Source organism: Pseudomonas sp. GW823-FHT04A03, from assembly GCF_058796615.1.
Window position 1 is genome coordinate 41,695 of record NZ_JBXAIV010000008.1, and the last position, 19,368, is coordinate 61,062.

A 19,368-nucleotide genomic window follows, 5' to 3' on the forward strand; every position below is an offset into this window, starting at 1 on the left:
CATCGTTCCAATCAGACTGGGCCTGCTGACTCTATGCGAATGCGCCTTATGTTACTGGGCGGCGGAAATGCCCTTGGGCAGGCGCTGATTCGCCTCGGTGCAGAGGAAGACATCGGTTTCCTCGCCCCCCGCCCGCCCGAAGACGGCTGGGATGCCGCGAGCCTGACCCAATTGCTCGACGACACCCGTCCCGATGCATTGATCAACCTTGCCTACTATTTCGACTGGTTCCAGGCCGAGGCCGTCAGCGAAAGCCGTCTGGCCGGGCAGGAACGCGCCATCGAGCGTCTGGCCGAACTGTGCCAGCACCACAACATCGTGCTGGTGCAGCCGTCCAGTTATCGGGTGTTCGACGGTTCCCGCGCCACCGCTTACAGCGAAAAGGACGAGCCAGTGCCGTTGGGCCTGCGCGGTCAGGCCCTGTGGCGGATCGAACAGAGCGTACGTGCCACTTGCCCGCAACACGTGCTGCTGCGCTTCGGCTGGCTGCTCGACGACAGCCCGGAAGGCACCCTCGGGCGCTTCCTGGCCCGTGCCGAACAGCCGGAAGAATTGCTGCTGGCTGATGACCGCCGTGGCAATCCGACGCCGGTCGACGATGCGGCGCGGGTGATCATCTCGGTGCTCAAACAACTCGATTGCGCCGCGCCGCTGTGGGGCACTTACCACTACGCCGGCCACGAGGCGACCACGCCGCTGGCGCTGGGCCAGGCGATTCTCACCGAAGCGCGCGGCCTGCACCCGCTGGCCATCGAAGCGCCGACCGCCCAGGCCCATGCCGCACGGCCGGATGCCGCCGAAGAACCGCAACACGCGGTGCTCGCCTGCAAGAAAATTCTGCACACCTTCGGGATCAAGCCGCGCGCCTGGCGTGCCGCGCTCCCGGGCTTACTGGATAGGTTTTATCGCCATGGCTGACGGCCCTGTTTTAATCACCGGCGGCGCCGGTTTCATCGGCTCGCACCTGACTGACGCGCTGCTTGCCAAGGGCCATTCGGTGCGGATCCTCGATGATCTGTCGACCGGCAAGCGCAGCAATCTGCCGCTGGATAATCCCAAGGTCGAGTTGATCGTTGGCGATGTGGCCGATGCCGCTCTGGTCGCGCAAGCAATGCAGGGTTGCAGCGCTGTCGCCCATCTGGCCGCCGTGGCTTCGGTGCAGGCGTCGGTGGACGATCCGGTGAAAACCCACCAGAGCAATTTCATCGGCACGTTGAACGTCTGCGAAGCCATGCGCGAGGCTGGCGTCAAACGTGTGCTGTATGCCTCCAGCGCAGCCGTCTACGGCAACAATGGCGAAGGCGAGTCGATTGACGAAGACACGCCCAAGTCGCCGCTGACGCCTTACGCGTCGGACAAACTGGCCGGCGAGCAGTACTTCGATTTCTACCGCCGCCAGCACGGTCTGGAACCGGCGATCTTCCGTTTCTTTAATATCTTCGGCCCGCGTCAGGATCCGTCCTCGCCGTATTCCGGGGTAATCAGCATCTTCAGCGAACGCGCGCAGAAAGGCCTGCCGATCACCGTGTTCGGCGATGGCGAGCAGACCCGGGATTTCATGTACGTCGAAGATCTGGTCGACGTGCTGGTGCAGGCGATCGAAAAGCCGCAAGTGGACGTCGGTGCGGTGAACGTCGGCTGGAATCAGGCGACCAATCTCAAGCAGATGCTGGCCGCGCTCGAAGCGGTGGTCGGCGAGTTGCCGCCCGTCAGCTACGGCCCGGCGCGCTCCGGTGACATCCGCCATTCGCGGGCGAACAACCGCCGGTTGCTTGAGCGATTCAAGTGCCCGACGCCAACGCCGATGAACGTCGGCCTGGCGCGTCTGCTCGGACGCTGAGCTTCTCGCAGACATGAAAAAGGCGCCTTTTGACAGGCGCCTTTTTCACGGCCGGAATTCGGCTTTCACACCGGTTTCCTGTAGCGAGGGAGCTTGCTCCCCGGTCGATGGCGTAACATCGCCGTCAGTTCTGAGCCTGCCCGCCACCAAGCCTCATTCACCACCACGTGAACGTTCTTTGATTGCTGCTTAGAACTTGTAGCCCAGACCGACCATGTACACAAATGGATCGACGTCGACATTCACTTTCGCGCGAGTGCCCGGAGCCACGGCGTTGTTCTCGACGGTGGCGCGGGTATCGATGTCGATGTAGCGCACCTGGGCGTTGAGCATGATGTTGTCGGTCAGCATGTAGTCGGCGCCCACCTGCCAGGCCAGGCCCCAGGAGTTTTTCGCCTTGAAGTTGCTGAAGCCGTTGGACTGGGCTTCGCTGCCGACGTGCTCGTCGTAGATCCAGGTGTAGTTGATGCCGCCGCCGATGTACGGCTGGAAGGCCGATTTGGCGTCCAGCGGGTAGTAGACGACGCTCAGGGTCGGCGGCAGGTGTTTCAGGGTGCCGAGTTTGCCGTTGGCGGCTGGCAGGGCTGTGCCCTTGAGCTTCACGTCATGTTCGAACGGGGACGCGGCCAACAGCTCGATACCGATGTTGTTGGTCAGCATGTAGGCGAAGTTCAGACCCAGTTGGGTGTCGCTGCTCATGGTCGCCTTGCCGCCCAGGTTGGTGCCGCTCAGCGGACCCTGATCGACCTTGACGCTGGAGCTGTCGGCCTTCGGGTTGACGGTGATCGCACCGGCACGAACGATGATGTCGCCGGCTTCGTGGGCGTGGGCGAGCGGGGCTGCGAGCGCGAGGGCAAACAGCGAGGCGCTGAGCAAGGACTTGTTCATGGAAGCTCCCAAAGGACGTTAAAAATGTTTGATGTCCTATGGTACGAATCCGTCTGATACGGTCTTTTGACTCAGCTCAATGAAACAGTGATGGCGGGTTTATTTGTGGAACCTTTGCTCGCAAAGCCGATGGGGAGGGCTATAACTGACTGCCGGACTTACTCCGGCAGCTCGTACACATAAATCTTGTCCGCTTCCATCTGATACCCGGCGTCGGCCAGTTCGCTGGTGGACTGCTTGACCTGCAACGGCCCTTCCACCCAGTACGGCTGATACAGCTCGTCGAGCTTCACGCCGAGTTCGCTTTTCACGTGCACGATCTGGTTCGACGGCGGTGGCGGCACGTGGATGCAGGCGCCGAAGTACGGCACCAGCAGGAAGTCTGTGGTGCGGCCTTCTTCGCTGACTTCCAGCGGCACGATATAGCCCGGCAGGCGAATGTTTTGCCCGTCGAGGCTTTGCACCACTGGAGCGTTGGGCATGTCCTGTTTCGCCGCTGGTGCCGATTCGGCGGACAGCGCATCGCTCATCTTCGACAGGTCATGCAGCGGTGTCATGTTCGGCACTTCGGGCGCGGCGTCCGGCGGGATCATCTCCGACCAGGTCAGGTCTTTCGGCGCCGCTGCCCACACGGGCAGGGCGACCAGCATCAGCAGCGCAAGGACAGCGCGGGGCATGGTGAACATCCTCATAAACGGATCGACAGGCCATCGGCCAGGGATTGGCGATACGCGCGCCAGGCCGGCACGCTGCCCATCAGCAGCGCGGCAGCCAGAATGCCACCGAGCAGCGTCCATTCATACTCGCTTGGCCACGCCAGTGGCAGATACAGCCCGTAATTGGCCTGCACATAACCCTGAGCAGCGGCGATGCCGATATACAACAACGCCAGCCCGGCGATCACCCCGGTCAGCGCCAGAGCAAAGGCTTCGAGCACCAGCAGACTTGCGATATGCCACGGCCGAGCGCCCACCGAACGCAGGATCGCCATCTCGCGGCGACGTTCGTTGAGGCTGGTGAGAATCGCCGTGAGCATCCCGATCAATCCGGTCAGCACCACGAACAGCGAGACCACGAACAACGCTTTTTCAGCGGTGCTCATCAGGCTCCACAACTCCTGCAAGGCCACACCCGGCAGTATCGCCAGCATCGGCTCGCCACGGAACTCGTTGATCTCCCGTTGCAGGGCGAAGGTCGAAATCTTGCTGTTGAGGCCGAGCATGAACGCGGTGATCGCTTGCGGCGTCAGGTCCATGTTGCGCGCCTGATCGGCACTGATCCGGCCGTTGCCACGGGCCGGCACACCGTTGTGCCAGTCAATGTGGATCGCCTCCATGCCGCCGAGGCTGATGTGCAGCGTGCGGTCCACCGGGGTGCCGGTGCGCTTGAGAATCCCGACCACGGTGAACGGTTTGTCATCGTGTTTGACCAGGCTGATCGCCGCCACGCCGTGGGCCAGCACCAGTTTGTCGCCGAGCTTGTAGTGCAGCGCCTCGGCCACTTCGGCGCCGAGTACCACCTCGAACGGATCGGTGGCGAAAGCACGGCCGTCAGCCAGTTCCAGATGCTGCTGGCGACCGTACTGGTAATGCTCGAAATACGCTTCGGTGGTGCCCATCACCCGGTAGCCGCGATGGGAATCGCCGAGGGACATCGGGATCGCCCACTTCACTTTCGGGTTGCTGGCGAAATGTTCGAAGCTGTCCCAGCGGATGTTGTTGGTGGCGTTGCCTATGCGAAACACCGAGTACAGCAGCAGGTTTACCGAACCGGAACGGGCACCGACGATCAGGTCGGTGCCGCTGATGGTGCTGGCGAAACTGGCCTTGGCTTCGGTGCGCACCCGCTCAACCGCCAGCAGCAGGCAGACGGAAAGTGCGATGGCGAAAGCGGTGAGCAGAGCAGTGAAACGCCGGTTGGCGAGGCTGGCCATGGCCAGACGGAACAGATACATCTCAGACCTCGGCAGACGTGGCGGCGCGATTGAGTTCGGCCAGGGACAGGTGACGGTCGAACAGCGGCGCCAAGCTCTGGTCGTGGCTGACGAACAACAGGCTCGAGCCGGCTTCACGGCACTCGGCGAACAGCAGGCGAATGAAGTTTTCCCGGGCGTCGTAATCCAGTGCCGAGGTCGGTTCGTCGGCGATCACCAGTTCCGGCTGACCGATCAACGCACGGGCCGCGGCGACCCGCTGTTGCTGACCGATCGACAGCGAATCGGCGCGGCGACTCAGGATGCTTTCGTCCTTCAGACCCAGGTGGGCGAGCAGGGTGGCGGCGGCCTGATCGACGCTGCCGTGACGTTGCTTCGCGCGTTCGGCACGCAGCTTCGAAAAGTGGCAGGGCAGCTCGACGTTCTCGCGCACCGAGAGAAACGGCAGCAGGTTGAACTGCTGGAAAATGTAGCCGGTGTGATCGACGCGAAAGCGATCTCGGGCGCCGGCACCCAGTTCGGTCAGTTCCTGGCCGAGCAGGCGAATGCTGCCGCGACCGGGTTTCTGCACCCCGCCGAGCAGGCCGAGCAGGGTGGTCTTGCCGCTGCCGCTGGGGCCCTTGAGGAACAGGGTTTCGCCGGCATCCAGGCGAAACGCCGGGATGTCCAGCAGCGGCGGGTGACCGGGCCAGTTGAAGCCCAGGTCGGACAGTTCGATGAGTGCTTGGGTCATGGCGCCGTTTCGTGTCAGAACTTCAGGGCGGCGGCCTTGGCCGTCACTTCCGTGCCTTGCTGGCCGCTCGGGCTGATCAGTTGTACCTGAATTTTCTGGGTGGCCGGGAAGGTATTGAACAGGTTCGCCAGATCCAGGGTTTTCAACGCACCCGGCGCCGCGCAGCTGAACTGGTAGTGGGCGTGGATTTCGCTGTGGTCGTGATGATGCTCGTGACCGTCCTTGCCGGCTTCCTCTTCGTCGTGGTCGTCGGCATCCGGTTTGTCGCCGAACAGCGGGCTTTCCAGTTCCTGGCTGGTGACCTTGCAACCGGCGGCGGCTGGCAGGCTGAACAGCGCCAGCGGTTTTTCCAGCAGAGCACGAGCGGCAGCGACCTTGGCCTTGTCGGCATCGCTGGTGGCAACGTGTTCGAAACCGACGAGGTTCATCGCCGGGCTTTCCAGCTCCAGTTCCAGGGTCTGGCCGTCGAGTGCAGCGTTCAGGCGACCGACGCCGTGTTCGTGAGCACCGAGGCTGCCGTGCTCATGGTCGTGATCATGCTCATCGGCAGCGTGGGCGATGGCCAGCGGCAACAGGGCAAACGGCAAAGCGAGCAGCAGACGACGCATGGCGGTCTCCGGGAAGTAACGTGAAGAGTTTGTTATGTAATCTTATAACGAAAGTGCGCAGAGTTTGCCCGCCCGCTTGGCGTTACACAAGTCCCATGGGAGCATGCAGGTCAGAAATGTGCGGGAGCGAAGCTTATGTTGCGGATACGCGGAACCGTCGGCGAATTGCCGGTGGATTTGACCCTGGAACTGGATGAAAGCGACTGGGCGCGGCTCGGTGCGCAGTTTGGCGTGCAGGTGCAGACGGCCCAGCCGCAGGCAGCAGCGGCGGCGCCGGTGGCGAAACCGGTGAATCAGGATGACGCGTTGTGGCAGGTTGCCAGGGATTTGCTGCGCAAGGCCGGACAGCTCAGCGGGCCGGAATTGCTGGATCAGCTCGAAGGGCTGACCGGCAGCGCGGCGGCGGGCAAGCGCCTGCTGGTGCGCCTGCGTCATTCATCCGATGTGAAAGTGCTGAGCGGCGGGGATACGCCGCTCTACAGTTGGATCGAGTAGGCGCTTAGTACAGCGCGGCAAACACCTTGCGCCGGTAAGCGGTCACCAGCGGGTGATCGTTGCCCAGCAGTTCGAATACTTGCAGCAAGGTCTTGTGCGGCAGGCCTTCGCCGTAGCTGCGGTTGCGGATGAACAGCTTGAGCAGTGCGTCCAGCGCCGCTTCGTATTGCTGACGGGCCAGTTGCTGGATCGCCAGTTGATACACCGCTTCGTCGTCCTGCGGATTTTGCGCCAGACGGCTTTTCAGGTCGGCGGCATCCGGCAGGTCACGGGCCAGGCCGAGGAACTTGATCTGCGCCTTGGCGCCGGCCAGTGCAGCCTTGTGCTCGTCACTCTTGACCGCGTCGAGCACGGTTTGCGCTTCGCCCAGCTCACCGCGTTCGGTCAGGCAGCGAGCGTAGAGGATCAGCGCCTTGGCGTTGGTGTTGTCTTCGCCCAGCAGCGTAACCAGTGTCGCTTCCGCGTCGGCGTAACGGCCTTCATCGAACAGTGCCTGAGCCTGTTCGAACGGATCGGCGGCGGACGGCGCCGGCATCTGCACATGAGGTTCAAGCAGGGCACGCACGGCGGATTCCGGTTGCGCACCGGCAAAGCCGTCCACCGGTTGACCGTCCTTGAACAGCACCACGGTCGGCAGGCTGCGGATACCGAAACGGGCGACGATGTCCTGCTCGATATCGCAATTGACCTTGGCCAGCAGCAACTCGCCCTGATAGCTCTCGGCGATGCCTTGCAGCATCGGCATCAGCGCCTTGCACGGCGCACACCATTCGGCCCAGAAATCCACCAGCACCGGTTTTTGAAAGGAAGCCTCGATCACCGACTGGTCGAAGTCGGCCGTCGTGGCGTCGAAGATGTACGGCGTTTGCTGACTCATGGGGTATCTCGTAAAAGCGTGAATGGGGCAACTATACGGTCAGGCGCGGGCCGCATGGTAGAGGCTGACATGGCGAAACTCTTCGGGCTCGGCCAGATCCGGCAAGGTCATGGCTTCGAGCATTTCGATGCGCCGGTACAACGGATGACGAAAGTCCCGAACCCGCGAATCCGCCACCAGCGCTTCGCGGCCACGGCTCAGGAAGGCGTCGAGCAGCGGCAGGTTTTCCCGATCGTAAAGAACGTCGGCCACCAGGATCAGATCGAAGCGATCCGCCTCGGCGAAGAAATCCGTGGAATAGCTCATCTGCACATCATTGAGTTCGGCATTCGCCCGACAGGCGGCAATCGCCAGCGGATCGAGATCGCAGGCCACCACTTCCAGCGCGCCGGCCTTCACCGCCGCGATGCCGGCGATTCCGGAACCGGCGCCGAAATCCAGCACCCGTTTGCCTCGCACCCACTCGGGAAACTCCGCCAGGTACCGTGCCACCGCCAGACCGCTGGCCCAGCAGAAACTCCAGTACGGCGGTTCATGCAGGATTCGTTGGGTTTCTTCCTGGCTGAACTCGCGCGCCATGTTGTCGCCATCGATCAGCCACAGCTGCAAATCGGTGTCCGGCAACGCACAGGCTTTCAGTCGGGCGTCGCCGAGCAATTCGCCCAGCGACTGTTGCAGGTCTAGCGGAGCATTCATGGTGCTTTGACAAATTGCAGCTGGCCCAATGCCTGGGTGGTCGGCTGAGTGATGGTCTGCGATGGCAGGTGCAGGATCAACTGGCCGGACTGGCTGGCGCGGCCCCGCAATTCAACTCGCGCGCCCGCCGGGAAAGCGTCGGGGTTGAAGCGCAGGTGGAACGGCAGAATCTGGTTGTTGCCGATCAGGCTGGAGCTGGCGAGCAATTGTTGCGGGCGATCCTTCGCGTCGATCACCAGCAGCGCCAGTTCGACTTCGGCGCCGGCCGGCACGCCTTGCAGGGTGCCGCTCAGTTCCCGTTGATACGCGGGCAGCGGGCCGAGGTCGGCGGCTTCCCGGGCTTTTTTCTGCGCCTGTTGCGGCGCCGGGCCCGGCGTAGGCGGCTGAGGCTTGGGCGCATCGCTGCCACAGGCCACCAGTAGGCTGAAAACACTGAGCAAAACGAGCGGTCGTAGGGACATTGGCGGCTCCAGCAAAATGAAATCCATGGATCAAACGATCATGGCAGTCTGTATACCGCAAAGCCTATGGCTTGTCTTGCCACCGGGATGCGCTACCATGGCCCTCCCTTTTTTTGTTGCCAGCCACCATGCACTGTCCCTTCTGCGGTGCCAACGACACCAAGGTCATCGACTCGCGTCTGGTCGCCGAGGGCGAACAGGTGCGCCGCCGGCGTGAATGCCTGGCCTGCGGCGAACGTTTCACGACGTTCGAGACGGCCGAACTGGTGTTGCCGCGCCTGATCAAAACCGACGGCAGCCGCCAACCGTTCGACGAAGAAAAACTCCGCGCCGGCATGCAACGCGCCCTGGAGAAACGTCCGGTGAGCGTCGAGCGCCTCGAATCCTCGCTGGTCCATATCAAACACAAGCTGCGCGCCACCGGCGAGCGCGAGGTCAAGTCCCTCGTGGTCGGCGAACTGGTGATGGCCGAGCTGCAAAAGCTCGATGAAGTCGCCTACATCCGTTTCGCTTCCGTGTACCGCCGCTTTCAGGACCTCAACGAATTCCGCGAAGAGATCGACCGCCTCGCCCGCGAACCGGTGAAAGAATGACCGCCGCCGCCGAGCAGGCCATCCTCGACGCCCACTTCATGGCCCGGGCCTTGGAGCTGGCGCGCAAGGGGCATTACACGACGCATCCCAATCCACGGGTCGGCTGCGTGATCGTGCGCGACGGGCAGATTGTCGGCGAAGGCTGGCATGAACGTGCCGGCGAACCCCACGCCGAAGTCCACGCCCTGCGCGCCGCCGGTGAACTGGCCCGGGGCGCCACGGCTTACGTGACCCTCGAACCTTGCAGCCACCATGGCCGCACACCGCCGTGTGCCGATGCGCTGGTGAATGCCGGTGTTGGCCGGGTGGTCGCGGCGATGCGTGATCCGAATCCACAAGTCGCCGGACGCGGTCTGCAGCGTCTGGCAGATGCCGGCATCGCCACCGAAAGCGGCGTACTGGAAGCCGAAGCCCGCAAGCTCAATCAAGGTTTTCTGAAGCGCATGGAACACGGCTTGCCGTTCGTGCGGGTCAAGCTGGCCATGAGCCTCGACGGCCGCACGGCGATGGAAAGCGGCGAGAGCCAATGGATCACCGGCCCTGCCGCGCGTTCGGCAGTGCAGCGTTTGCGCGCCCAGGCCAGCGTGGTGCTGACCGGCGCCGATACAGTGCTGGCCGATGGCGCACGCCTGACCGTTCGCGGTGACGAGTTGGGACTGGATGCCGAACAAACCGCGCTGGCCCTCAGCCGTCCGCCACTGCGGGTGTTGATCGACGGGCGTCTGCGGGTGCCGCTGGATGCGCCGTTCTTCAAGGCCGGCCCGGCGCTGGTCGCCACCTGCGTGGCCATCGAAGAACAGTACGCCCACGGTCCGGAATGCCTGATCGTGCCGGGCGATGACGGTCAGGTCGATTTGCACCAGTTGCTGATCGAACTGGCCAACCGTGGCGTCAACGAAGTGCTGGTCGAGGCCGGGCCGCGACTGGCCGGCGCATTTGCCCGGCTCGGTCTGGTCGACGAGTTCGTGATCTTCATTGCCGGCAAGTTCCTCGGCTCCACGGCGCGTCCGCTGCTGGACTGGCCGCTAGCCTATATGAAGGATGCGCCGGAGCTGAAAATCACTGAAATTCGCGCGGTTGGCGATGACTGGCGAGTCACTGCAATCCCTGTCCCATCGGCGAGCGTATAATTCCCGGCCATCGCGTTAGCGCTGGCTTCGTTCTCAAGGAGAACCCCATGTTTACCGGCATCATCGAATCCATCGGCAGTATCCGCGCACTGACCCCAAAGGGCGGTGATGTGCGGGTGCATGTCGAAACCGGCAAGCTCGACCTGAGCGACGTCAAACTCGGCGACAGTATCGCAGTCAACGGCGTGTGCCTGACCGCGGTTGAACTGCCGGGCAACGGCTTCGCCGCCGACGTCAGTCGCGAAACCCTCGACTGCACCGCCATGAATGACCTGAAAAGTGGCAGCCCGGTCAACCTGGAAAAAGCCCTGACCCCGACCACCCGTCTCGGCGGGCATCTGGTCAGCGGTCACGTCGACGGTGTCGGCGAAGTGGTCTCGCGCAGCGACAATGCCCGCGCCGTGGAATTTCGCATCCGCGCGCCGAAGGAGCTGGCCAAGTACATCGCCCACAAAGGCTCGATCACCGTCGATGGCACCAGCCTGACCGTGAACGCGGTCGATGGCGCCGAATTCCTGCTGACGATCATCCCGCACACCCTGAGCGAAACCATCATGGCGTCCTACAAGCCGGGTCGCCGGGTGAACCTGGAAGTCGACTTGCTGGCGCGTTATCTGGAGCGTCTGCTTTTGGGCGACAGGGCCGCTGAGCCTGACTCTTCACAAAAGCCTGGCGGTACCATCACTGAAAGCTTTCTGGCCGCCAACGGCTACCTCAAATCCTGACTGAAGGGGGTGCCTTGTGGCGCTCAATAGCATCGAAGAACTGGTTGAAGACATCCGCCAAGGCAAGATGGTCATCCTCATGGATGACGAAGACCGCGAGAACGAAGGCGACCTGATCATGGCCGCCGAATGCTGCAAGGCCGAGCACATCAACTTCATGGCCAAGCACGCCCGTGGCCTGATCTGCATGCCGATGAGCCGTGAGCGCTGCGAAACCCTGAAGCTGCCGCTGATGGCGCCGCGCAACGGTTCCGGTTTCGGCACCAAGTTCACCGTATCGATCGAAGCGGCCGAAGGCGTGACCACCGGCATCTCCGCTGCTGACCGCGCACGCACCGTGCAAGCGGCCGCTGCGAAAGATGCGAAAGCCGAAGACATCGTCAGCCCGGGCCACATCTTCCCGCTGATGGCCCAGGCCGGTGGCACCTTGGCCCGCGCCGGTCATACCGAAGCGGCTTGCGACCTGGCGCGCATGGCCGGTTTCGAGCCGAGCGGCGTGATCTGCGAAGTGATGAACGATGACGGCACCATGTCCCGTCGCGCCGAGCTGGAAGCTTTTGCCGCCGAACACAACATCAAGATCGGCACCATCGCCGACCTGATTCACTACCGGATGATCCACGAACGTACCGTTCAGCGGATTGCCGAGCAGCCGCTCGACAGCGAACTAGGCCAATTCAACCTGGTGACCTATCGTGATTCCGTGGAAGGCGACGTGCACATGGCACTCACCCTGGGCACTGTCTGCGCCGAAGAGCCAACCCTGGTTCGCGTGCACAACATGGACCCGCTGCGCGACCTGCTGATGGTCAAGCAACCGGGCCGCTGGAGCCTGCGCGCCGCCATGGCTGCGGTTGCCGAGGCCGGCAGCGGTGTGGTGTTGCTGCTCGGTCACCCACTGGATGGCGACGTGCTGCTGGCGCACATCCGCGAAACCGGCGATCAGGCGGCGGTGAAAAAACCGACCACCTACAGCATCGTCGGTGCCGGTTCGCAGATCCTGCGTGACCTCGGCGTGCGCAAAATGCGCTTGATGTCTGCGCCGATGAAGTTCAATGCGATATCCGGTTTCGATCTGGAAGTTGTAGAATACGTGCCCTCCGAATAATGACCGGTTGTTTCCGGCTCCGAATTCGCGGCAAATAAATCACTGAGGGACGCGAAACAGACGCGTCCCGGCTCTTTAAGAGATCTGACGAATGACCCTGAAGACCATCGAAGGTACCTTCATCGCCCCTAAAGGCCGCTACGCTTTGGTAGTGGGCCGCTTCAACAGCTTCGTGGTTGAAAGCCTGGTCAGCGGTGCAGTTGATGCCCTGGTTCGCCACGGCGTGAGCGAAAGCGACATCACCATCATCCGCGCACCTGGCGCCTTCGAAATCCCGCTGGTTGCGCAGAAAGTCGCCCAGAAAGGCGAGTTCGCAGCAATCATCGCCCTGGGCGCGGTCATTCGTGGCGGTACTCCGCACTTCGAATACGTGGCTGGCGAGTGCACCAAGGGCCTGGCCCAGGTGTCCATGGAGTTCGGCGTACCGGTCGCTTTCGGCGTCCTGACCGTTGATTCCATCGAGCAAGCCATCGAACGTTCCGGCACCAAGGCCGGCAACAAAGGTGCTGAAGCTGCCCTGTCCGCTCTGGAAATGGTCAGCCTGCTGGCGCAGTTGGAGGCCAAGTGATTAGCGACGAAAGCGATCGTTTCAACCCGCGCGATCCGAAACCTGCGGATGCCGGCAAGCCATCGAAAAGCGCCAAGCGCCGCGAAGCCCGTCAGCTCGCGACCCAGGCCCTGTATCAGTGGCACATGGCTCGGCAGTCGTTGAACGAGATCGAAGCGCAGTTCCGGGTCGATAACGATTTCACCGATGTCGACGGTGCTTACTTCCGCGAAATCCTCCACGGGGTTCCGCAGTTCAAGACCGAAATCGACAACGCGCTCACGCCTTGCCTGGACCTGGCGATCGAAGAGCTGGACCCGGTAGAGCTGGCGGTTCTGCGCCTGTCCACCTGGGAACTGCTCAAGCGCGTCGACGTGCCGTACCGCGTTGTGATCAACGAAGGTATCGAACTGGCCAAGGTGTTCGGTTCGACCGACGGCCACAAGTTCGTCAACGGCGTGCTCGACAAGCTGGCTCCGCGCCTGCGTGAAGCTGAAGTGAAGGCGTTCAAGCGCTGATCCGCGCTTGAATACTTTTTCTCGGCCATGGGCGAGTTTGAGCTGATCCGCAATTTCTTCGCCGCCGCGCCCTGTGCGCAGGGCGGCGAAGGCGTTGCACTGGGGATCGGCGATGACTGCGCCTTGCTGGCGGTTCCTTCCGGGGAGCAACTGGCGGTTTCCACCGATACGCTGGTGGCCGGCGTGCACTTCGCCGATCCCTGCGATCCGTTTCTGCTCGGTCAGCGCTCGCTGGCCGTGGCGGTCAGCGACCTCGCTGCCATGGGCGCCACGCCCGTTGCCTTTACCCTTGCCCTGACTCTGCCGACGGTGAATGCCGATTGGCTGCAGGCCTATGCCCGCGGTTTGAACCGCATGGCGCAGGGCTGCGGCGTGGCACTGGTGGGCGGCGACACGACGCGCGGGCCGTTGAGCCTGACCGTCACCGTGTTCGGCCGCGTGCCGGCCGGCAATGCGCTGACCCGCAGCGGCGCGCAGCCAGGCGATCTGCTGTGTGTCGGCGGTGAGTTGGGCAACGCAGCCGGGGCCTTGCCGCTGGTGCTGGGTCAGCGTGACGCCGAACCCCATATCGCCCAGCCGCTGCTCGATCATTACTGGTCGCCGCAACCGCAACTCGCCCTCGGTCAGGCCCTGCGTGGCAAGGCCACCTCGGCGCTGGACATCTCCGATGGCCTGCTCGCCGACTGTGGTCATATCGCGCTGGCCTCAAAGGTTCGACTCGAAGTCGAGCGCGAGCGTGTTCCGCTGTCGGATGCGCTGGTGGCGTTTCTCGGCCAGCGCGGCGCCGAGCGTGCGGCGTTGAGCGGTGGCGATGATTACGTGCTGGCCTTCACCTTGCCGTCCGTCGAGTTGCCGGCGCTGCTCGCCGATGGCTGGCCGATCCATGTGATCGGCCGCGTCGCCGAGGGGCAAGGCGTGGTGCTGCTGGATCGCGACGGGCACGACATCACCCCGCAAATCCGGGGTTATCAACATTTTCAGGAGTCACCGTGACAGATCACCCGAAACAGGTTCCGGCCGAATTCGTTCCGCCGTCGGTCTGGCGCAATCCCTGGCATTTCCTCGCGTTCGGCTTCGGCTCGGGCACCTTGCCCAAGGCGCCGGGCACCTGGGGCTCGTTAGTTGCGCTACCCTTTATCCCGTTGTGGCAGATGCTGCCCGACTGGGGTTACTGGCTGATGCTCGGGATCACCATGCTGTTCGGCTTCTGGCTGTGCGGCAAAGTGGCCGACGATCTGCGGGTGCACGACCACGAAGGCATCGTCTGGGACGAAATGGTCGGGATGTGGATCACCCTGTGGCTGGTGCCGGAAGGCTGGTACTGGTTGCTCGCCGGGTTCCTGGTGTTCCGCTTCTTCGACATTCTCAAGCCATGGCCGATCCGCTGGATCGACCGGCATGTTCACGGCGGCGTCGGCATCATGCTCGACGACGTGCTGGCCGGCGTGTTCGCCTGGCTGGCGATGCAGGGACTGGTGTGGATTTTCGCCTGATTTCCAGGCGTGGATGGGGGATACAGGGATGACTCGACGCTGGTTGGCGATAGTGGTTTTGACCTTGCTTGGCGCCATGGCCCAGGCACAGGACGCACCGCCGTCGGTCATTCACCTGGCCAGCGAAGAATGGGAAGACTACACCGCCGCCGACGGCCATGGCCTGGGCTGGGATGTCTTGCGCAAAGTGTTCGAGCCGGCCGGCGTGACCCTGGACATCCGCACCGTGCCCTACACCCGCTCGGTCGGGCTGGTGCAGTTGAAGGAAGCCGACGCACTGGTCGGTTCCTACCGCGGTGAAGCCGAGCAGGTGCTGTATCCGAAATGGAATTTCGATTCCGACCATATCTACGCGCTCGGTCTGGCCAGCAATCCTTCGCCGACCCAGGCGACGCTGGGCAAATACCGACTGGCCTGGGTGCGCGGCTATCGCTACGAAACCTACCTGCCGAACGTCAAACGCTTCAACCAGATCGAGCGCCGCACCGGCATCCTGTCGATGCTCAAGCAGGGGCGGGCGGATTACTACATCGATGCGTTGACGGAAATCGAAGCGGTGGTGAGAAACGCCGCCGACCCGTCGCAGTACCGTTATTCACATCTGGCGGAGTTGCCGCTGTACCTCGGTTTCGCCGACACCCCGCAAGCCCGCGCACTGATGTCGATCTACGACCAGCGCATGGAGCAACTGGTGAAAAGCGGCGAGTTGAAGCCGATCTTCGAGCGCTGGAAACAACCGTATCCCTTCGAATGAACGCGATAAGGGCGAGCCTGTTATCAAACTTTTTGATCGTTATGGCCGATAATTCAGCCTAAGCGCCTGCGGGAACCTGCTGTTACAATGCCGCCCAGCGAATCTTCAGACTTTTCAGATCAGGAGCACACCGGTGCCTGTCGTTTTTGTCGCCGCTTCCAAGCTGCCAACGCCTTTTGCGCAATTCACCATGCACGGTTTTCTCGATGAAGCCACCGGCCGCGAGCACGTCGTGCTGAGCCTGGGTGAGATTGCCGACGGTGCCCCGGTACTCGGCCGTCTGCACTCCGAATGCCTGACCGGCGATGCCTTGTTCAGCCAGCGTTGCGACTGCGGTTCGCAACTTGAGGGCGCCCTCAAAGCCATCGCTCGCGAGGGTCGTGGCGTGTTGCTGTACCTGCGTCAGGAAGGACGCGGCATCGGTCTTTTGAACAAGATCCGTGCCTACGAATTGCAGGACGGCGGCGCCGACACCGTTGAGGCCAACGAGCGTCTGGGTTTTGCCGCCGACCAGCGTGACTACGCCATGTGCCTGCCGATGCTCGAGCATCTGGGCGTCAAATCCCTGCGCCTGATGACCAACAACCCGCGCAAGGTCAAAGCCTTGACCGACATGGGCATCGTCGTCGCCGAGCGCGTGCCGCTGCACACCGGCCACAACCCGCACAACAAACTCTATCTGGCGACCAAGGCCAGCAAGCTCGACCACATGATGGGCAACGAGCATCAGGGCGAGGTAGACCGGGCGTGACCCGCGGGCAAGTGCGGCGCCGTCTGTCGATCGCCTGGTGGAAATACCTGGCGCTGGCACTGGTGCCGCTGTTCGTGATCAACGCTGTGTTCGGCCAGGGCGAGGCCATTCTGCCGGTGCTGGCGATGCCTTTCTTTATCGCTGGCGTGGCCTCGATGTTTGTCAGCCTGAAGTTTTTCGGGCGCTACAAACATGCGCTGATCGCCACGCAAAAAGCCCTCGATACCCCTGAAGAACCCGCTGCCTGGATTGCCCTGGCGGCATGCCTTCGCAGTGCATTCGTGGTCGCGGCACTGCCGGCATGGATTGGTGCGCTGGCGGTGTTCGTCGGCCTTGAAGCGGTGCCGTTGATGTTGCTGGCGCTGTCCACGGCCGTGCTGTTCTACCTCTATCGTATCCCGCGTCAACTCGCTTGATGCGGCGTCTCTGGCTGGCGGTTCTGCTGCTGGCCGTCAGCGGTGAAACGCTGGCTGCCCTGCGGGTGGTCAGCCTCGCGCCATCCCTGTCTGAAATCGTGGTTGAACTGGATTCGGCCGACCTGCTGGTCGGCGTGCTGGATGCCGGTGAGCGGCCATCCGCGATCAAGGACGTGCCTTCGGTGGGTCGTTACGGTCAGCTCGACATGGAACGGCTGCTCAGCCTCAAGCCTGACTTGTTGCTGTTGTGGCCCGGCAGTGTCGGCCCGGCTCAGCGTGATCAGCTCAAGCGTTTGAACATCCCGACGTTCGTTGCCGAGCCCCACAGTCTCGAACAGTTGACCGCGCAGATCGAGGCCATCGCGACACAGCTCGGTCGTCCTGAGCGTGGGATCGAGCGGGCCAGCGAGTTGCGACAAAACCTCGATGAGCTGCGCCAGCGCTACCGACGGGAAACGCCGCTGCGGGTGTTCTATCAAGTCTGGGACAAGCCGCTGTACACCATCGGCGGCGGGCAGATCATCAGCGATGCGCTTGAAGTGTGCGGCGCGCGCAACGTGTTCGGCGACCTGAGCCTGCCGGCCCCGCAGGTGAGCATCGAAGCGGTTTTACAGCGTGATCCCGAAGTGATTCTGGCCGGCGATCAGTCGCAACTGGATGCGTGGAACGCCTGGCCGCAGGTCACAGCAGTCAAGCACGGGCAATTGCTGCTGGTCACCGATAAAGGTCTGGAGCGCCCGAGCGGGCAGATGATCGAGGCGACGGCCAAGCTCTGCCAACTGATTGCGCCAGATCGTTAGAGCTGCGGCGTCCAGGTCACGCCGAACATGAACGCTCGACCTTCCTCGCGATAGCCATACTGACTGCCGTCATGGCTGTACAGCGCCCGGCTGTAACCCTTGTCCAGCAGGTTATCGACCTTGAAATCCAGCTTGATCTCACGGTTCAGCGCCCAGCTGCTGCGCAGTCCGAGCAGTGCATAACCGCCCAATGGTTGCTGATTGTTCAGGTCGTCATAACTGCTGCTGACGGCCTGCCAACTGGCGCCGAGGCCAAGGCGATCGAACTGTCGATCCAGATCCCAGCTCAAGGTGCGACGGGCACGACGTGCCAGAGTGTGGCCGGTGTCGCGGTCGCGGGGATCGATGATCGCCACGCCGAGGTTGCTCTGCCAGCCGAACAGTTCCTGTTTCAGCGCTGCTTCGAAGCCGTTGATTCGCGCCGAGGCGACGTTTTCCGGGCGTGAGTTGCTGCCGAAGATGATCGCGTCTTCCAGATCGGTCCGGTACAGCGAGGCTTCGAGGCGAGTGCTGTCGCTCAACTGGCTGCGCCATTGCAGCTCGTAGCTTTTCGAGGTTTCCGGTTTCAGGTCGGGGTTGCTGAAGTCCGGGTAATACAGATCGTTGAAGGTCGGCGCTCGGAAACCTTCGCTGTAGCTGAGCAGCAGATCGTTGTCCGGATTGACCGGCAAGGTCAGTGTGCCGCTCCAGCTGTTCTGGCCGCCGAATTGCTGGTTGTCGTCACGACGCAGGCCGAGTTCGGTGGAGAAACTGTCGGCCTGATAACGATGCTGGATAAACGCCGCGCGGTTCCAGCGGCTGTCTTCGTCGAACGCGGTACTGCTGTTGATCCGGTCTTCGTACCAGTCGCCGCCAAGGATCAGGCTGTTGCGTGCATCGAGGGTCAGGTCATTCTGCCAGGTCACCGAGTCACGGTAGGTATTGAATACCGAGCGCTCGTCGCTGAGCTTGTCGAAGGACTTCTCACGGTTTTCGCTGTGGCCGAGTTCCAGGCGCGACTTCCAGCGCTCGTTTATCCGCGCGTCGATGTAGCTGCTGAAACTGCTGACGGTGAAATCGCTGTAGGGCTGCTGCTGAACGGAGTCAAAGGTCACCGGGTCAAAGCGCCCGAACGGGTTGTCGAATTCGCTTTTGCCACGGTTATCCAGCAGATTGGCGCCAACTTCGATGTCATCGGTCAGCGCATGGCTGAGGCTCAGGCTGATGGATTTGTTGCGGTAGGCGTCGTGGTCGCTGTCGCTGGGATACGACTCGTGGGTGCGGTCGAGGCCGGCGGTTTCATCGAGGCTGGCGCCGAGGTTGAAGCGGGTTTTCTCGTCTCCGCCGGAGAGGCCGATACTGCGTTCCCAAGTCTGATTGCTGCCGAACCCGACATGCATCCGCGGCTGCAAGCCTTGTTCGCCGCCGCGCCGGGTGAAGATCTGAATCACCCCGCCAATTGCATCGCTGCCGTAAATCACCGAACGCGAACCGCGCAGCACTTCCACGCGCTCGATCTGTTCGATGTTGAGGTGTTGCAGGTTGCTGTCACCGGATGTGGAGTTGCCGATGCGCTGGCCGTCGACCAGCACCAGGCTTTGCGCCGACTGCGTGCCGCGAATGTAGATTCCCGGCAGGCTGCCGCGTCCGCCGGTTTGTACGACTTGTACGCCCGGTACCCGTTGTAGCAGATCGGTGACGTTGCGCGGTTGCAGGCGCTCGATGTCTTCACGGGTGAACACGGTGTTGGCGGCGCTGCTGTCGTTGCGCGCTTCGACCTGGCGGTTGGCGCTGATCAGCACGTCCGGCAGCTTCAGGGCCTGATCGCGTTCGAAATTGTCGGCGAGGGCATTGGCGGAGGGCAGCAGCAGGAGGGGCAGGGCGAGGCGCGAGAGGTTCATCGGAGTCCGTTGGTACACAAAGCGAATTGAATTTTGGAAGCTGCACAAACCACTGTGGGAGCGAGCTTGCTCGCGAATGCGGTGTGTCAGTCAAGAATGAGTCGACTGACTGTCCGTCTTCG

Annotated in this window: 24 protein-coding genes; 15 read left to right on the forward strand and 9 right to left on the reverse strand. The window is 62.6% G+C overall.

All coding sequences use genetic code 11. The annotated features are described in order from the left end of the window. The first annotated feature begins 33 nt into the window (after positions 1-33). Together AC1Q9F_RS19885 and AC1Q9F_RS19890 are read left to right on the forward strand one after the other, a co-directional pair. A complete protein-coding gene (locus AC1Q9F_RS19885; protein ID WP_045121788.1) occupies positions 34-918 on the forward strand; it encodes a sugar nucleotide-binding protein in 885 nt (294 codons plus the stop codon). Next, on the forward strand, positions 911-1,840 hold the full coding sequence (locus AC1Q9F_RS19890) for an NAD-dependent epimerase/dehydratase family protein (protein WP_492620793.1): 930 nt from the start codon (positions 911-913) through the stop codon (positions 1,838-1,840). Before AC1Q9F_RS19885 ends, AC1Q9F_RS19890 begins: the two co-directional genes overlap by 8 nt. 189 nt (positions 1,841-2,029) lie before the next feature. Here AC1Q9F_RS19890 and AC1Q9F_RS19895 read toward each other — a convergent pair whose 3' ends face one another. The 5 genes from AC1Q9F_RS19895 to AC1Q9F_RS19915 form a co-directional block, all read right to left on the reverse strand. Next, positions 2,030-2,728 (reverse strand): OmpW/AlkL family protein, encoded by a 699-nt coding sequence (locus tag AC1Q9F_RS19895; protein WP_007955593.1) that lies wholly within the window; start codon positions 2,726-2,728, stop codon positions 2,030-2,032. A 158-nt stretch (positions 2,729-2,886) separates the two neighbouring features. After that, on the reverse strand, positions 2,887-3,405 hold the full coding sequence (locus AC1Q9F_RS19900; RefSeq protein WP_207984091.1) for a DUF3299 domain-containing protein: 519 nt from the start codon (positions 3,403-3,405) through the stop codon (positions 2,887-2,889). Positions 3,406-3,416: 11 nt separating this feature from the next. Beyond that, positions 3,417-4,682 carry an ABC transporter permease gene (locus AC1Q9F_RS19905; RefSeq protein WP_064599744.1) on the reverse strand — a complete coding sequence of 422 codons (1,266 nt, stop codon included), beginning with the start codon at positions 4,680-4,682 and terminating at the stop codon, positions 3,417-3,419. A 1-nt stretch (position 4,683) separates the two neighbouring features. Beyond that, the gene (locus AC1Q9F_RS19910) at positions 4,684-5,394 is read right to left on the reverse strand and encodes an ABC transporter ATP-binding protein (protein WP_492620792.1); all 711 of its coding nucleotides are present in this window, start codon (positions 5,392-5,394) and stop codon (positions 4,684-4,686) included. Between the two features lie 14 nt (positions 5,395-5,408). Then, positions 5,409-6,002: a DUF2796 domain-containing protein gene (locus AC1Q9F_RS19915; protein ID WP_492620791.1), complete on the reverse strand. Its 594-nt coding sequence runs from the start codon at positions 6,000-6,002 to the stop codon at positions 5,409-5,411. A gap of 135 nt (positions 6,003-6,137) precedes the next feature. On the opposite strand from AC1Q9F_RS19915, the gene AC1Q9F_RS19920 reads away from it, so the two are divergent. Next, a complete protein-coding gene (locus tag AC1Q9F_RS19920; protein WP_492620790.1) occupies positions 6,138-6,497 on the forward strand; it encodes a hypothetical protein in 360 nt (119 codons plus the stop codon). A 4-nt stretch (positions 6,498-6,501) separates the two neighbouring features. On the opposite strand, the gene trxA is transcribed toward AC1Q9F_RS19920, so the two are convergent. The 3 genes from trxA to AC1Q9F_RS19935 are packed head-to-tail and all read right to left on the reverse strand — an operon-like array spanning position 6,502 to position 8,531. Continuing rightward, the gene (trxA, locus tag AC1Q9F_RS19925) at positions 6,502-7,374 is read right to left on the reverse strand and encodes a thioredoxin (protein ID WP_007955581.1); all 873 of its coding nucleotides are present in this window, start codon (positions 7,372-7,374) and stop codon (positions 6,502-6,504) included. Between the two features lie 39 nt (positions 7,375-7,413). After that, on the reverse strand, positions 7,414-8,070 hold the full coding sequence (locus AC1Q9F_RS19930; RefSeq protein ID WP_085747612.1) for a class I SAM-dependent methyltransferase: 657 nt from the start codon (positions 8,068-8,070) through the stop codon (positions 7,414-7,416). Next, entirely contained in the window at positions 8,067-8,531 is a 465-nt protein-coding gene (locus tag AC1Q9F_RS19935) for a YbaY family lipoprotein (RefSeq protein ID WP_492620789.1), read from the reverse strand. The genes AC1Q9F_RS19930 and AC1Q9F_RS19935 overlap by 4 nt, the downstream gene beginning before the upstream one ends. Before the next feature lie 128 nt (positions 8,532-8,659). Here AC1Q9F_RS19935 and nrdR point away from each other — a divergent pair, with 128 nt between their 5' ends. The 12 genes from nrdR (at position 8,660) to AC1Q9F_RS19995 (ending at position 17,366) form a co-directional block, all read left to right on the forward strand. Further along, on the forward strand, positions 8,660-9,124 hold the full coding sequence (gene nrdR / locus AC1Q9F_RS19940; RefSeq protein WP_003228656.1) for a transcriptional regulator NrdR: 465 nt from the start codon (positions 8,660-8,662) through the stop codon (positions 9,122-9,124). Beyond that, positions 9,121-10,254, forward strand: coding sequence for a bifunctional diaminohydroxyphosphoribosylaminopyrimidine deaminase/5-amino-6-(5-phosphoribosylamino)uracil reductase RibD (gene ribD / locus AC1Q9F_RS19945; protein ID WP_492620788.1), 1,134 nt, complete (start codon positions 9,121-9,123; stop codon positions 10,252-10,254). Before nrdR ends, ribD begins: the two co-directional genes overlap by 4 nt. Before the next feature lie 47 nt (positions 10,255-10,301). After that, positions 10,302-10,979, forward strand: a complete 678-nt coding sequence (locus AC1Q9F_RS19950) for a riboflavin synthase (protein ID WP_207984088.1) — start codon at positions 10,302-10,304, stop codon at positions 10,977-10,979. A 16-nt stretch (positions 10,980-10,995) separates the two neighbouring features. Further along, on the forward strand, positions 10,996-12,087 hold the full coding sequence (gene ribBA / locus AC1Q9F_RS19955) for a bifunctional 3,4-dihydroxy-2-butanone-4-phosphate synthase/GTP cyclohydrolase II (RefSeq protein ID WP_065259547.1): 1,092 nt from the start codon (positions 10,996-10,998) through the stop codon (positions 12,085-12,087). A gap of 91 nt (positions 12,088-12,178) precedes the next feature. Beyond that, positions 12,179-12,655 (forward strand): 6,7-dimethyl-8-ribityllumazine synthase, encoded by a 477-nt coding sequence (gene ribH / locus AC1Q9F_RS19960; RefSeq protein ID WP_003228649.1) that lies wholly within the window; start codon positions 12,179-12,181, stop codon positions 12,653-12,655. After that, positions 12,652-13,152, forward strand: coding sequence for a transcription antitermination factor NusB (gene nusB, locus AC1Q9F_RS19965; RefSeq protein ID WP_007955566.1), 501 nt, complete (start codon positions 12,652-12,654; stop codon positions 13,150-13,152). Before ribH ends, nusB begins: the two co-directional genes overlap by 4 nt. A 27-nt stretch (positions 13,153-13,179) precedes the next feature. Then, positions 13,180-14,145, forward strand: a complete 966-nt coding sequence (gene thiL, locus AC1Q9F_RS19970) for a thiamine-phosphate kinase (RefSeq protein ID WP_492620787.1) — start codon at positions 13,180-13,182, stop codon at positions 14,143-14,145. Beyond that, positions 14,142-14,645, forward strand: a complete 504-nt coding sequence (locus AC1Q9F_RS19975) for a phosphatidylglycerophosphatase A family protein (RefSeq protein ID WP_007910933.1) — start codon at positions 14,142-14,144, stop codon at positions 14,643-14,645. The genes thiL and AC1Q9F_RS19975 overlap by 4 nt, the downstream gene beginning before the upstream one ends. 28 nt (positions 14,646-14,673) lie before the next feature. Then, positions 14,674-15,399, forward strand: a complete 726-nt coding sequence (locus AC1Q9F_RS19980) for a substrate-binding periplasmic protein (protein WP_207984086.1) — start codon at positions 14,674-14,676, stop codon at positions 15,397-15,399. A gap of 133 nt (positions 15,400-15,532) precedes the next feature. After that, a complete protein-coding gene (gene ribA, locus AC1Q9F_RS19985; protein ID WP_007955551.1) occupies positions 15,533-16,150 on the forward strand; it encodes a GTP cyclohydrolase II in 618 nt (205 codons plus the stop codon). Then, the gene (locus tag AC1Q9F_RS19990) at positions 16,147-16,566 is read left to right on the forward strand and encodes a hypothetical protein (protein ID WP_064382213.1); all 420 of its coding nucleotides are present in this window, start codon (positions 16,147-16,149) and stop codon (positions 16,564-16,566) included. The genes ribA and AC1Q9F_RS19990 overlap by 4 nt, the downstream gene beginning before the upstream one ends. Beyond that, positions 16,566-17,366, forward strand: a complete 801-nt coding sequence (locus AC1Q9F_RS19995; protein WP_492620786.1) for a cobalamin-binding protein — start codon at positions 16,566-16,568, stop codon at positions 17,364-17,366. The genes AC1Q9F_RS19990 and AC1Q9F_RS19995 overlap by 1 nt, the downstream gene beginning before the upstream one ends. On the opposite strand, the gene AC1Q9F_RS20000 is transcribed toward AC1Q9F_RS19995, so the two are convergent. After that, on the reverse strand, positions 17,363-19,246 hold the full coding sequence (locus AC1Q9F_RS20000; RefSeq protein WP_492620785.1) for a TonB-dependent receptor domain-containing protein: 1,884 nt from the start codon (positions 19,244-19,246) through the stop codon (positions 17,363-17,365). The two genes, AC1Q9F_RS19995 and AC1Q9F_RS20000, sit on opposite strands and share 4 nt — an antisense overlap. Positions 19,247-19,368 lie beyond the last annotated feature (122 nt).